We start from the raw sequence: 12,516 nt of genomic DNA on the forward strand, positions 1-12,516 counted from the left end.
CCGGGAAATCAGGCCGAGAGCAGGCTTTCGAACTGGCGGGCCGTGCGCATGACGGCTTCGGCGGCCGAGCCGGTGTCGAGTCCTTCGATGGCCACGACGCCGACACAGCGCTCGACGAGCCCTGACGCGCGCACTGGCGCCGGCAGCCGGATTCCGGCCGCGATGCCGACGGCCCCGCGTTCGAGTTCGCCCTTCGTCAGGCTGTAACCAGCCTCGCGGGCCTGCTTGACCGCCTCGGGATCACGAGAGCTTTCCGGCCTGTTCGCCAGTATGGCGATGCCGGCCGCGCCCTGGGTCAGCGGATGCCTGCTGCCCACCTTGTAGCCGACGGTCAGTACCGTGCCCTCCGGTTCGGCCACCAGAATGGCGACGCAGTCGCCGCCGTCGGCGGCGGAGACGAAGGCGGTCGCGTGGGTTTCGTTGGCGAGACCGTGCAATAGCGGCTTCGCGTCGGCGGCGAACTCCGGCTCGAACCGAGAAGCCAGCACCGCGACACCCACGGCGAGCCGCAGCCTGCCGTCATCGGCGCGGGTGATGAGGAGATGCTCCTCCAGTGTCGCGACGATCCGGTAGCAGATCGCGCGGTGAATGTTCAGTTCACCGGCGAGCTCCGCGACCGTGATTCCGCCCTGTGCCCTGGAAATCACGTCGAGCGCGCGCAAGCCCCTGTCGAGCGTCTGCAACGTGCTCATGCGTTCCTCTCGGCCGGTGTGGCATCGACCTTACTGGGTGCGTTCGCCGTCGCCGGTCGCGGCGGGTTCCGGTTCCGGAAGCGGCTCGCCGGTCTCCAGCAGGGTTTTGAGGCCGGACACGAGCGAAGGCCAGCCGTTGCTGACGGTGGCCAGTACGGTGCTGCCGGGATCGAAGCCGCCGTGCACGACGGTCAGCTTGACCACCTCGCCCCGCGGTTCGATGTCGAACGTCACGGTGGACCGGCGTTCGGCGGTCACCTCGGCGAGGAATGCGTCGTCGAAGCCGTGCTTGCCCGCGAACTCCGGGGTGAAGGTGTGCCAGGTGTAGGCGAGGCGCCGGTATGGCTGGTAGTCGAGGACGACCTGTGCCGGATCCTCGGTGCGCAGGCCCTGTTCGAGCCAGGTCATCGGTGATCCCGGTTTCCAGTCGGTCTCGAACTCCACACCCCAGTACCTGCTGGTGAACGCGGGATCGGTGAGCGCCTGCCACAACTTCTCCGGAGTGGTCCTGATGTAGGTGGTATAGACGAATTCGGTGCCGGTCACGGATTGTTCCTCCAGTGCGGTCTTGAGGTCGGCGAGCGCGCGAACCCGCTGCCTGTCGTAGCGGCTGATCCAGCGGTCGCCGATGGCGTTGATCGGTTCGGCGTTGAGGAAATGCAGGGTCTCCCTGCCTCTGCGGGTCGTCGTCACGAGGTTGGCCTTGATCAGCAGGGTGAGGTGCTTGCTCACCGACTGCCGTGCCATGTCGAGCCCCGCGCACAGTTCGCGCAGGCTCTGCCCGTTGCGGGTGTTGAGGCTGTCGAGCAGTTGCCTCCTGCTCGGATCGGCCAGTGCCTTGAAGACCTCGTCCATGGATACGGTCGCCACCTCGAATACGCAGCCGGTTGGCTGCCAAAACGATAAGCAGTCAACCGGCTGCATGTCAAACTCGGGCTGTCGGTGCCTGGTCAGCTCGCGGTCCGGCTGCTCTGTCCCAGCAGCAGCTCGGTGCGGCGCACGGCAGCGGCCCGCTCGTCGCCGTTGACGGCCAGTGCCAGCACGACGGGATCGTCGGGCCCGCGTCGCCGTCTGATCTCGGCGATCCGGTCGGGGAAGGACACCGGCTCTCCTTCGGGACTGGTGGTCATGTCGCAGTACCACAGCGCGTCTCGTAGCGGCGTGTGCTCGTCCTCGAAGGCAGACAACTGGTCGGCGAACCCGCACAGCCGGGCGACGGCCGCCGCGCCGGCGTGGTGGGCGACGAGGGCGCACACCCGGCTGGGAAGTCCTTCGGCTGCCAGGAATCTGGCGCCGTCGAGCTGGTGGAATCCGGTATCGGCCAGCGGTGTGGCATAGCCGATGTCGTGCAGCCACGCCGCCCCGACGAGCAGATCCTGTTCCTCGGCGGGGAGTATGCCCGCGATCTGATCCGCGCGTCGCCCCACGCCACGTACGTGCGCGAAGCGGCGGGGGAGTTCCTCTGCGAGATAACGATTGGCGAGCTGCCGTGCCCAGGTGCTCACCGGCCCCGTTGAGGTCATGGGATCAGGCTAAATTGTGCCGGCCTTCGCTGTCTCCTCAGGTGAGAACTTTGCCGGGAAAACGTGGTGGCGGGCCGGGATGAACGAGACATTCCGGCCCGCCACCACGGTGTTCGCGCTCTACTGTGGATGATCGGGTCCCCGGTGATCTCAGCCGGGCCGGGCGGCCATGGTGCCGCCGAGCCGCAGCGCCTCGACGAGCCTCGCGTACAGCTCGTCACTCGCGAGGAGTTCCTCGTGGGTGCCGCTCGCCCGGATCTCGGCCTCGTCGAGCACGATGATGCGGTCGGCGTCGATCACCGTGGACAGCCGGTGCGCGATCGTCACGACGGCCCCGGTCTCCGCCCTGCGGACGATGCACTCGTGGATCGCGGCCTCGGTCAGCCCGTCGACCTGCGCGGTGGCCTCGTCGAGCAGGAGCACGTCGGGCGTGCGCAGAATGGCTCTGGCCAGCGCGATGCGCTGCCGCTGCCCGCCGGACAGCGAGGTGTTGGTCAGCGGAGTGTCGAGCCCGTCTTCCAGCGAGGCGATCTTGTCGTCGAGCCGCACTTCGGCGAGCGCGGCGAACAATTCCCGCTCCGTGGCGTCGGGATGGGTGAGGAGCAGGTTGTCCCTGATCGTGCCGCCGACCGTGGGGGTTTCCTGTTCGACGTAGGCAATCCGCTTCCTGACTTCGGAGTGGCGGTAATCCCGGTAGGGCCGTCCCGCGAGCCGCAGTTCACCGCTCTGCGGTTCGAGGAAACGCAGGATGAGGGAGAACAACGTCGTCTTTCCCGCGCCGGAGGGACCGACGATGGCCGTGTGCCCGACCCGCGGAATCGCGAGGTCGATGTTCTTCACCGCGGGTTCGGCCCCTGGTGCGTAGACGGCGCTGACCCCGGTCAGCTCCAGCACCGGCGCGCTGGGATCGGGAACAGCCACCGTGTCGGGGACGGGATCGTGCTCCACGTCGAGGGACTGCACGTCCTTGATGCGGCCCGCGGCGGCGAGGCCCGACTGCAACGCGGTCACGTTGGTGCTCAGTTCGGTGATCGGGTCCATGAGGCCGAAGGCGTAGAGCAGGAACGCGATGAGTGCCGAGACCTCCAGCTGGCCCTCGCTCACCCGCCACGCGCCGACTCCGAGGATGAGGATGATCGCGAGCTGAAGTCCGGACCAGGCGATGGTCCAGCTCACCGCTTCCCTGCGGACGGCGTGGATGCTGTGCTCGGCCGCGGCGCGGGCGTCGCCGAGGATGTGCTCGGACTGCCTGCGTTCGGCCCTGCTGACCTTGACCGTGCGGATGGCCCTCAGCGCGACCTCCAGCGTGCCGCCGAGCTTGCCGAGGTGTTCCTGTGAGCGTTCCTGTGCCTTGGCGATTCCGGGCATGAGCACGCCGAATAACACGGAGACCACGACCAGCGCTCCGACCGTCGTCGCGAGCAGGACGAGGTCGAGCACGCCCATCAGGACCAAACTGCCCACGAGCATGATCGAGCCGTTGATGAGGCTGACGACGCTGGAGGAGGCCGCTTCCCGTAGCAGAACCGTGTCGGAGGTGACCCTGGCGACGAACTCTCCGGTCGGCCTTCCCGTGACAGCCGCCACGGTGGCCCTGAACGTCCTGCGGACCATGGATTCCCGTGCTTCGAGCACCAACCGCTCGCCGAGTGAGCCGAGCAGGATCCATTGCCACAGTCCGACGGCCGCGCCGACGACGAGCAGGAAGAGCAGGGCGACGATCGGACCGCTCAGTGAGCCGTCCGCGCCGAGCGAGTCGAGTACCCACTTGGTCACCATCGGGGTCGCCAGCCCCATGGCGGAGCCGAGCAGGGCGAGCAGCAGCCCGAGTACCAGGGTCCGGCGGTGCGGTCTCGCGAACGACCAGAGGACGGCGGCACGGGAACGATAGGTTGGAGCACTCATGACCGTTATGGAACATCAATGTTCCATTTTTGTCCATCGAGTTTCAAAACGGGTCACGTGCTACGGTCGTCCGGTGATCCAGCAGCGCGATGCCGTCGCGGAGACAGGTGCCCGGGCCAGGACGAGGAAGGCGATCCTCGACGCCGCCGTTTCCGTGCTGTCCAAGGATTCCACCGCGAGCCTCGGCGAGATCGCCGCCGAGGCGGGGGTCGGGCGAACGACGATGCACCGGTACTTCCCCGAGCGCTCCGACCTGCTCACCGCGATCGGCGCCGAAGCGCTCGGCAAGGTCGCCGTGGCGACCGAGAGGGCGAAGGTCGACGAGGGCACCGCGGCCGAGGCACTGGAGCGGCTGGCGCTGGAACTGTTCGACCTCGGCGATCTGCTGATGCTGGCTTTCAACGACCCCGGGTTGACCAACAGCCCCGACTGGGAGACCGAGACCGAGGCCGATCAGGCCACCGCGCGGTTGCTCGACCGGATCCGTGTCGAAGGAGGCGACCCGGAACTCGACGCGGACTGGCTCGTCCAGGTGCTGTGGTCCGTGCTGTACGCGGCCTGGACACACACGAGGGAGAACGGTGTACCGAGGCAGCAGGCGCTGCGTCTGTGCCTGCGCACGCTGCGCAACGCGACGGGACTGGGCGGAGCCTGAAACGCCGTCGACGGTCCGATCAGGACAGGAAAGTGGGCAACGGGCGGGGGTCCGGCGTCGGCGCCCAGCGGCCGTCGCGAATGGTGTAGTCCCAGCAAGTACGACCCTGGGTGATGTCGTGCAGCGCCCGCAGCAGCCGCTCGACGTGCTCCTCCTTCGAGCCGAGGCCGAGGCTCACGCGCAGCGCCTGCTGCCCGGAACCACCCGCGTCGCCGATGAGCCTCCTCGTGGCGATGTGCGCGCAGAACGCGCCGTCGCGCACGCCGATGCCGTACTCGGCCGACAGCACGGCGGCCACCCAGTTCGGCTGGAATCCGTCGATGACGAAGCTGATCGTGCCGACCTGGTCGTTCTGGCCGTCCCCGGCGAACAGCCTCAGCACGCGCAGGCCCGCGACCTCGGCGAGACCTGAGGTGAGCCGGTCGAGCAGCGCCGTCTCGTGGTCCTCGATCTGCTGCCATTGCGTGGCCAGTTCCGTGCAGGCAACGCCAAGCGCGTACACGCCGACGGTGTTGGGGGAGCCCGCTTCGTGCCGCTCGGCGCCGGTGTTCCAGACGACCTCGACACCGGTTTCCTTACCCTGAACGAGTTTGCTGGCACCACCGCCAGCGAGGTAGGGCTCCGCGGCTCGAAGCCAGTCGGACCTTCCCACCAGGGCGCCGGCGCCGAACGGGGCGTAGAGCTTGTGTCCCGAAAGGGCCACGTAGTCAGCGCCGAGTTCCCGCAGGGAAACCCTGCGGTGGGGAGCCAGTTGCGCGGCGTCCACGACGATCCGCGCGCCGGCCTCGTGGGCGACCTCGGTCAGTTCGGCGACGGGCAGTAGTTCACCGGTGACGTTCGAGGCACCTGCCGCCACCACGAGCCGGGGGCCCTCCGGGCATTCGGCGAGCGCCTTCGCGACGGCGGTGACCGCTTCGCTCCTGGTGCGCGGGGCGGGAAGGCGGCGAACGTGGTGACCGCGCCACGGCAGCAGCGCGGCGTGGTGCTCGGTGTCGAACAGCACGACCGCTGTTCCCCTCGGTACCGCGCGGGCCAGCAGGTTCAGCGAATCCGTCGTGTTGCGCGTGAAGACGACGGAGTCACAGGAACGGCCGCCGACGAAGGTGTGGACCGCTTGCCGTGCGCGCTCGTAGATGGTGGTCGACACCTGGGACGCGAAACCGGCACCCCTGTGCACGCTGGCGTACCACGGCAGGAACTCGTCGACCGCGCGGCGGACCGAACTCAAACAGGGAGCGCTCGCCGCGTGGTCGAAGTTGGCGTATCCCACGGATTCTCCGGTGACCAGCGGGACGGTGAGCTCGGCTCCCGCCGTCTCCGGCACCGTCGCGATCGGGTTGGCGATCGTGTCGTCGGCGATGGGATTCAGAGTGCTGGTCATCGTGCCTCCTCGGCGGTCCTGGGGACCCTGCGAGGGGCCCGCGCTTGCCCGCCGCTTTCCGGCGAGCCAGGTCGTCACCCGGGGCACCCCACCACGGTAGGAGGGTTGCCGGCCAGCAAGCCGGGGCTTGAACGCTGGCACTCATGACCTTGCCGAGGACGATACCTCAGCCGTGGCCGCCGAAGCGAGTGGGTAATCGTGTTGCCTGCGGCACACCCAAGATCGTTACGCGCGGAAGGTCAGTTCCCGGCGTCGGGCGGGATTCCTCGGCGGACGTCGCCGGGATGGCGCCGCACCTTGTGCGGGTCGCGCCGCCCGCTGGAATCGAGCTGCCACGGCACGCTCGTCACCATCACGTCCGGTTCGAACAGCAGGCGGCCCTTGAGGCGCAGCGCGCTCTGGTTGTGCAGCAGGTTCTCCCACCAGTGCCCGACGACGTACTCGGGAACGTACACGCTGACAAGTGTGCGGGATTGCTTGTCCCGCAAGTGTTTGATGTAGCCGAGGATGGGTCGGGTCACTTCCCGGTACGGCGATTCGAGCACCTTCAGCGGTACCTCGATGCCGCGTTCCTCCCACTGCCGCCGCAATTGCCGGGTGTCCTCGTCGTTGACGTTGATGGTGATCGCGGTGAGGGTGTCGGGTTTCGTGGCCCTGGCGAACGCCAGCGCTCTCATCGCCGGTTTGTTCACTGTGGACACCAGCACGAGCGCGTGCACCCTGCTGGGGAGCAGGGCGGCGGCCGGTTCGGGGCGTAGTTCGTCGGTGATCCGCCGGTAGTGCCGGTGAATAGCGCGCATCAACAGGAACAGGAGGGGGATCGCGATCACGACGAGGTAGGCGCCGTGAGTGAACTTGGTGAGCAGCACGACGACGAGTACGACACCGGTGAAACAGGCGCCGAAGGCGTTGATGAACCTGGCTCTGTGCATGCGGCGCCGCTCGGCGGGATCCTCGGTGCGCGCGAGTTCGCGGTTCCAGTGCCTGACCATTCCGGCCTGGCAGAGCGTGAACGACGTGAACACGCCGACGATGTAGAGCTGGATGAGCCGGGTCGTCGAACCGTCGAAGGCGTAGATCAGCACGGCCGCGATCGCGGCCAGCGCGATGATGCCGTTGGAGAAGGTGAGCCGGTCGCCGCGCGTGAGCAACTGGCGGGGGAGGAACCGGTCTCTGGCCAGAATCGAGCCGAGCAAAGGAAAACCGTTGAAGGCCGTGTTGGCGGCGAGCACCAGAATGAGCGCCGCGGTCGCCTGCAACAGATAGAACAGCACACTGGTGTCGCCGCCGAACACGGCGGCGGCGATCTGCGCGATGACGGTCCGCTGTGCCTCGGTCGTGCAGTCGCCGGGAAAACCGACGAGATCGCACGGATTCTCGGCGACCTTGACCTGCGCCACGAGTGCCAGCACGGTGATGCCGGCGAACATCACGATGGAAAGCAGGCCCATCGCCGCCATGGTGGCCGCCGCGTTGCGCCCCTTGGGTTTGCGGAAAGCGGGCACCCCGTTGGAGATCGCTTCCGCGCCGGTCAGCGCGGTGCAGCCGGACGAGAAGGCGCGCAGCACCAGGAAGGCCACCGCGAACCAGGTGAGGCCGACCTGCTCGGCCTTGATGTCCCAGTCCGCGCTCTCGGCGACGGGAGGCGAGCCTGCCGCGGTCCTGGCCAGCCCGACGACGATCATGATGAAAACGCACCCGACGAACAGGTAGGTGGGCACGGCGAACGCCCGCCCGGATTCCCTCACCCCGCGCAGGTTGACGGCGGTGAGCACGACGATGAGCGCGATGTTGAGGGGAACGCGGTAGGCGTTGAGCTCCGGGATCGCGGAGATGACGTTGTCCACTCCCGCGGCCACGGACACGGCCACCGTCATGATGTAGTCGACGAGCAGGGCTCCGGCGACCACGAGCCCGGCCGAGCGGCCGAGGTTGCGGGAGGCGACCTCGTAGGAGCCACCGCCGCTGGGATAGGCCTGGACGACCTGCCGGTAGGACAGGACCACGACCGCGAGCAGCACGACGACGGCCATGGCCACCCATGGGGCCAGGTGCAGGAACGCGATTCCGCCCAGCGACAGGATCAGCAGGATCTCCTGCGTCGCGTAGGTGACCGACGACAACGGGTCGCTCGCGAAGATCGGCAATGCCAGTCGTTTGGGGAGCAGTTCGTGGCCGAGCCGGTCGCTGCGGAAGGGGCGGCCGAGCAGCAGGCGCTTCAGCACTGAGGCGGGGGAGGCCACGCGGGCAGCGTAAGCGCGGTACCGGCGGTGCGCAGCCGCTGCGCACGGAGGGGGGAACGGCGCGGGCCCACGGCTGTTGTTGCGGAGGAGGAGCCGGCTCGGCAGCATCGACGCAGGCGGAGGAAAGGGCGCGGAGATGGCCGGTGTGACAGAAGTACCGATGGATGGGCCCGCGCGGCCCTTCAAGTTGCCGAGGGTGCTCTACGAGCGGGAGCTGGCGAGGTTGCAGGCCGAACTGGTCAAGCTCCAGGAATGGGTGCGTACGGAAGGCGTCAGGGTCGTCATCGTCTTCGAGGGAAGGGACGCGGCCGGAAAGGGCAGCACGATCAGGCGGTTCGCTGAGCGGCTGAATCCCAGGGTCGTGCGCATCGCGGCGTTGCCCAAACCCGACGAGCGCGAGCGCACGGAGTGGTACTTCCAGCGCTACATCGCGCATCTGCCCGCCGGCGGGGAGATCGTGCTCTTCGACAGGAGCTGGTACAACCGCGCCGGCGTGGAAAAGGTCATGGGCTACTGCACGCCGGAGGAGTACACCCGGTTCCTCCAGCAATGTCCCGTCTTCGAGCGGCTGCTCGTCGACGACGGCATCCTGCTGCGCAAGTACTGGTTCTCCGTGAGCATGGAAGAACAGGAACGCCGGTTCAGGGCCAGGAAGAACGACCCGATGCGGCAGTGGAAGCTCTCACCGACCGACCTCGAATCCATGGCGCACTGGGACGACTACTCCCGCGCGAAGGACGACATGCTCGTGCACACCGACACCGCGGAATCGCCGTGGTTCGTGGTGGAGAGCGAACGCAAACGCAACGGCCGCATCAACATGATCGCCCACCTGCTGTCCACGATCCCCTATCGCGAGGTGCGGCGGCCGGAGATCGTCTTCCCCGAGCGCCCGGAGACCACCGGCTACCCGAGACCGGATCGCGCGTTGCAGACCTACGTGCCGGACCACGCGGCGACGCTGCTCGACGACTGAACGGTGCGGGCGCGTCAGCCGGATGGCGTGCCCGCCCGGTCCAGCGCGGGGCGCTTCGGGTCGAATTCCCAGCCCGGCACCAGGTAGCGCATGGCTGCGGCGTCGTCTCTCGCGCCGAGGTTCCGGTCGCGGTGGCACTCGTGGGCCTGCTCGACCCGGTCGAGATCGAGTTCGATGCCGAGTCCTGGCGCGCTGGGAACCGTGAGAGTGCCGTCGCGCAGCGGGATGGGTTCCGTGGTGAGCCGTTGCCCGTCCTGCCAGATCCAGTGGGTGTCGATCGCGGTGATGTCGCCGGGGGCGGCCGCCGCCACGTGGGTGAACATGGCAAGTGAGACGTCGAAGTGGTTGTTGGAGTGCGATCCCCAGGTCAGACCCCATGCCTGGCAGAGCTGGGCGACCCTCACGGAGCCGTGCATGGTCCAGAAGTGCGGATCGGCAAGCGGGATGTCCACCGCGTGTTCCCTGATGGCGTGCCCGAGTTGCCGCCAATCGGTGGCGACCATGTTGGTGGCCACCGGCAGGCCGGTCGCCCTGCGGAACTCGGCGAGCACTTCCCTGCCCGAGTAGCCGTCCTCCGTGCCGCACGGATCCTCGGCGTAGGCCAGTATGTCGCGGAGTCGCCTTCCTCGCGGGATCGCTTCGGCGAGCGGCCAGCCGCCGTTGGGATCGAGGGTGACGTTCGCGGCGGGAAACCGCTCGGCGAGCGCGGTGACGACGGCGACCTCCTCGTCGCCAGGCAATACTCCGCCCTTGAGTTTGAAGTCCTTGAATCCGTACCTGGCTTTCGCCGCCTCGGCGAGGGCGATGACCGAATCGGCGTCGAGCGCCGGTTCGTCCCGTAACCGCAGCCATCCGCTGCTCTCGCCGGTTCCCGCGCGGTAGTCCAGATCGGTCTCGCGCCGGTCGCCGACGAAGAAGAGGTACCCGAGCGCCGGCACCTCTTCACGGTACTTTCCGTCGCCGAGCAGCGCCGCGACCGGCAATTCGAGGTACTGGCCGAGCAGGTCGAGCAGCGCGGCCTCGATGGCGGTGCGCGCGTGGACGGTGACGCGAAGATCGAAGGTCTGGCGCCCCCTTCCGGCCGCGTCCGCGCTCGCGAACGTCTCGCCGACCGTGCGCAGCACCGCGTGATGATCGCCCAGCCTGGCACCGGTGACCAGCGGTTCCGCCTGCCGCAGCACGTTGGTGATCGCGGGGCCTCCCGGCACCTCGCCCACACCGGTCCTGCCATCGGAGTCGGTGAGGATCAGCAGGTTGCGGGTGAAGAACGGGTCGTGTGCTCCGCTGAGGTTGAGCAGCATGCTGTCCCGGCCCGCGACGGGCACGACGCGGTAGCCGGTGACGATGGGTGTTCTCGGCACGGGGTCACCACCTCGGTGGGGTCGGGTCGAAGGCGGGCTGGAAACGGCGGAGGTAGGCGGTGTCGTCGCGTTCGGTGATGCCACAGCCGAGGTACTGCTCGTGGAGCCGAGCCAGCGCGTCGGTGTCGAGTTCGACGCCGAGCCCCGGCGCGGTCGGCACGGCGACGGCTCCACCGGAGAAGGACAGCGCGCCCGCCGCGATGACGTCCTCGTCCGGGTCCTTCCACGGCCAGTGGGTGTCGCAGGCGTAGCCGAGTGAGGGTGTCGCCGCGGCGAGGTGGGTCATCGCGGCGAGGCTGATGCCGAGGTGGGAGTTGGAGTGCATGGACAGTCCGAGACCGAACGTGTCGCACAGGCCCGCGAGCAGGCGGGACCGGCCGAGCCCTCCCCAGAAGTGGTGGTCGGAGAGGACGATCCGCACGGCGTCGCTCGCCACGGCGGGGGGGGGGGGGGGGAAGGTGGTCGAAGGCGACGACGCACATGTTGGTGGCCAGTGGCATCGGAACCTCGCGGGCGACCTCGGCCATGCCCTCGATGCCCGGGGTGGGGTCCTCCAGGTATTCGAGCACGCCCTCAAGCCGTCTGCCGACCTCGATGGAGGCCGGCACGCTCCACGCGCCGTTGGGGTCGATGCGCAGCGGCAGGCCGGGAAAGGCTTGCCTGAGCGCGAGCACGGCGTCGATCTCTTCCTCCGGTGGAAAGACTCCACCCTTGAGTTTGATCGCGGAGAAGCCGTACTCGCCGATCATGGTCGTCGCCTGGCGCACGAGCTGTTCGGGGTCGAGGGCAGGGCCCCACCCGTCGGGTTCGGCGCCGGGGTGGCCTTGCCACTTGTAGAAGAGGTAGGCGCTGTAGTCGACCCGGTCCCTGACGGCGCCGCCGAGCAGGTCGCTCACCGGGCGTCCGAGTACCTTCCCCTGGATGTCGAGGCAGGCGACCTCGAAGGGGGAGGCCACCCTGTACCTCGTGTCGCTGCCGGTGACCATGCCGCTCATGCCGTGGCCGCCGGTGGTGTTCTCGCCGCTGAGCGACCGGCCGACTCGCCGCTCCAGTTCGTTGGTGTTCCACACGTCGAGGCCGGTGAGCTGGGTGGCAGCGCCACGCAGCCTGGCCAGGTGTGCCGCGTCGCCGTAGCTTTCGCCGAGCCCGCTGATCCCGGAGTCGGTGACGATCTCGATGATCGATCGCACCGCGAAGGGTTCGTGAACCCCGACCGTGTTGAGCAGCGGGGGATCGTGGAAGGCGACCGGGGTGATGCGGACGTCCTCGATCTTGTGTTGCTCCCCTGACTCGTGCTCGGTCACCGTTTGCCTCCGGCGGTCGGCATGTCGGACGAGCCGGAGTCTAACCACACGCTGTCTACATGGGTAGACACTTGACAGGAATCGAGACAGCTAGCTACCGGGCTGGGTGTCCGGTCTGTTCGGTTGCGGAGGGGTGGCGGTTCGTCGTGACCGCCTTCGGCGAGCCAGTCGCGCGAAGGGCGAGGCTTTCGCTGACCCTGTGTGCTGATTTCTGGGTGAATCTCCCCAGTGGGTGACATCGAGGCTGGCGAATCGGGCACGCACAGTGCCCTAGATCTGTCGGGTCCGATGTGGATTTCAGCGCGGAGAATGTTACGAAAAAGGTAGAGCAAGCGACGCCGGACCGGTTTACGATTATTCCTCGAATCTTTGCCGGAATGACAGGCAAACCGTGTTTCGGGTGATCGTTCTCGTTGCCGCGCTGGGGTTTCCTTCGATTTCGGCGCTTGGTTCAAGATCGCCGGAAGGGCATTATT

General features: G+C 67.9%; 10 protein-coding genes, 1 pseudogene and 1 riboswitch. Of the genes and pseudogenes, 2 read left to right on the plus strand and 9 right to left on the minus strand.

The window, feature by feature from the left end:
• Positions 1 to 8: 8 nt before the first annotated feature.
• From BAY61_RS15140 to BAY61_RS15155, 4 genes are all read right to left on the minus strand, one after another.
• Positions 9 to 692, minus strand: coding sequence for an IclR family transcriptional regulator (locus BAY61_RS15140; protein ID WP_091804174.1), 684 nt, complete (start codon positions 690 to 692; stop codon positions 9 to 11).
• Between the two features lie 30 nt (positions 693 to 722).
• Positions 723 to 1,547: an ArsR/SmtB family transcription factor gene (locus tag BAY61_RS15145; protein WP_091804176.1), complete on the minus strand. Its 825-nt coding sequence runs from the start codon at positions 1,545 to 1,547 to the stop codon at positions 723 to 725.
• Between the two features lie 95 nt (positions 1,548 to 1,642).
• Entirely contained in the window at positions 1,643 to 2,215 is a 573-nt protein-coding gene (locus BAY61_RS15150) for an HD domain-containing protein (RefSeq protein ID WP_091804179.1), read from the minus strand.
• Between the two features lie 150 nt (positions 2,216 to 2,365).
• Entirely contained in the window at positions 2,366 to 4,120 is a 1,755-nt protein-coding gene (locus tag BAY61_RS15155; protein WP_091804182.1) for an ABC transporter ATP-binding protein, read from the minus strand.
• A gap of 73 nt (positions 4,121 to 4,193) precedes the next feature.
• Between BAY61_RS15155 and BAY61_RS15160 the strand changes: the two genes are divergently transcribed.
• Positions 4,194 to 4,775, plus strand: a complete 582-nt coding sequence (locus BAY61_RS15160; protein ID WP_245866125.1) for a TetR/AcrR family transcriptional regulator — start codon at positions 4,194 to 4,196, stop codon at positions 4,773 to 4,775.
• Between the two features lie 19 nt (positions 4,776 to 4,794).
• Here the strand turns inward: BAY61_RS15160 and BAY61_RS15165 are convergent, their stop codons facing one another.
• Complete coding sequence (locus tag BAY61_RS15165) at positions 4,795 to 6,156, minus strand: aminotransferase class V-fold PLP-dependent enzyme (protein WP_091804188.1); 1,362 nt, start codon at positions 6,154 to 6,156, stop codon at positions 4,795 to 4,797.
• A 35-nt stretch (positions 6,157 to 6,191) separates the two neighbouring features.
• Positions 6,192 to 6,305: riboswitch (SAM riboswitch) on the minus strand.
• 90 nt (positions 6,306 to 6,395) lie between these two features.
• Complete coding sequence (locus BAY61_RS15170) at positions 6,396 to 8,399, minus strand: APC family permease (protein WP_211323567.1); 2,004 nt, start codon at positions 8,397 to 8,399, stop codon at positions 6,396 to 6,398.
• A gap of 136 nt (positions 8,400 to 8,535) precedes the next feature.
• On the opposite strand from BAY61_RS15170, the gene ppk2 reads away from it, so the two are divergent.
• Positions 8,536 to 9,375: a polyphosphate kinase 2 gene (ppk2, locus tag BAY61_RS15175; protein ID WP_170140185.1), complete on the plus strand. Its 840-nt coding sequence runs from the start codon at positions 8,536 to 8,538 to the stop codon at positions 9,373 to 9,375.
• Positions 9,376 to 9,389: 14 nt separating this feature from the next.
• Here ppk2 and BAY61_RS15180 read toward each other — a convergent pair whose 3' ends face one another.
• The 3 genes and pseudogenes from BAY61_RS15180 to BAY61_RS33805 all read right to left on the minus strand — a co-directional run.
• Positions 9,390 to 10,736, minus strand: a complete 1,347-nt coding sequence (locus BAY61_RS15180; protein WP_245866127.1) for an enolase C-terminal domain-like protein — start codon at positions 10,734 to 10,736, stop codon at positions 9,390 to 9,392.
• A gap of 4 nt (positions 10,737 to 10,740) precedes the next feature.
• Entirely contained in the window at positions 10,741 to 11,157 is a 417-nt protein-coding gene (locus tag BAY61_RS33800) for an enolase C-terminal domain-like protein (protein ID WP_281256856.1), read from the minus strand.
• A 100-nt stretch (positions 11,158 to 11,257) separates the two neighbouring features.
• Positions 11,258 to 12,088: pseudogene (locus BAY61_RS33805) on the minus strand (enolase C-terminal domain-like protein); the annotation flags it as partial.
• Positions 12,089 to 12,516: the final 428 nt, after the last annotated feature.

The sequence above is a fragment of the Prauserella marina genome (assembly GCF_002240355.1).
GTDB lineage: Bacteria > Actinomycetota > Actinomycetes > Mycobacteriales > Pseudonocardiaceae > Prauserella_A > Prauserella_A marina.

What these genes read in the sequence shown, in the direction of transcription:
- BAY61_RS15140 (WP_091804174.1), bottom strand. Translation starts at nt 692, where the DNA reads ATGAGCACGTTGCAGACGCTCGACAGGGGCTTGCGCGCGCTCGACGTG.
- BAY61_RS15145 (WP_091804176.1), bottom strand. Translation starts at nt 1,547, where the DNA reads ATGGACGAGGTCTTCAAGGCACTGGCCGATCCGAGCAGGAGGCAACTG.
- BAY61_RS15150 (WP_091804179.1), bottom strand. Translation starts at nt 2,215, where the DNA reads ATGACCTCAACGGGGCCGGTGAGCACCTGGGCACGGCAGCTCGCCAAT.
- BAY61_RS15155 (WP_091804182.1), bottom strand. Translation starts at nt 4,120, where the DNA reads ATGAGTGCTCCAACCTATCGTTCCCGTGCCGCCGTCCTCTGGTCGTTC.
- BAY61_RS15165 (WP_091804188.1), bottom strand. Translation starts at nt 6,156, where the DNA reads ATGACCAGCACTCTGAATCCCATCGCCGACGACACGATCGCCAACCCG.
- ppk2 (WP_170140185.1), top strand. Translation starts at nt 8,536, where the DNA reads ATGGCCGGTGTGACAGAAGTACCGATGGATGGGCCCGCGCGGCCCTTC.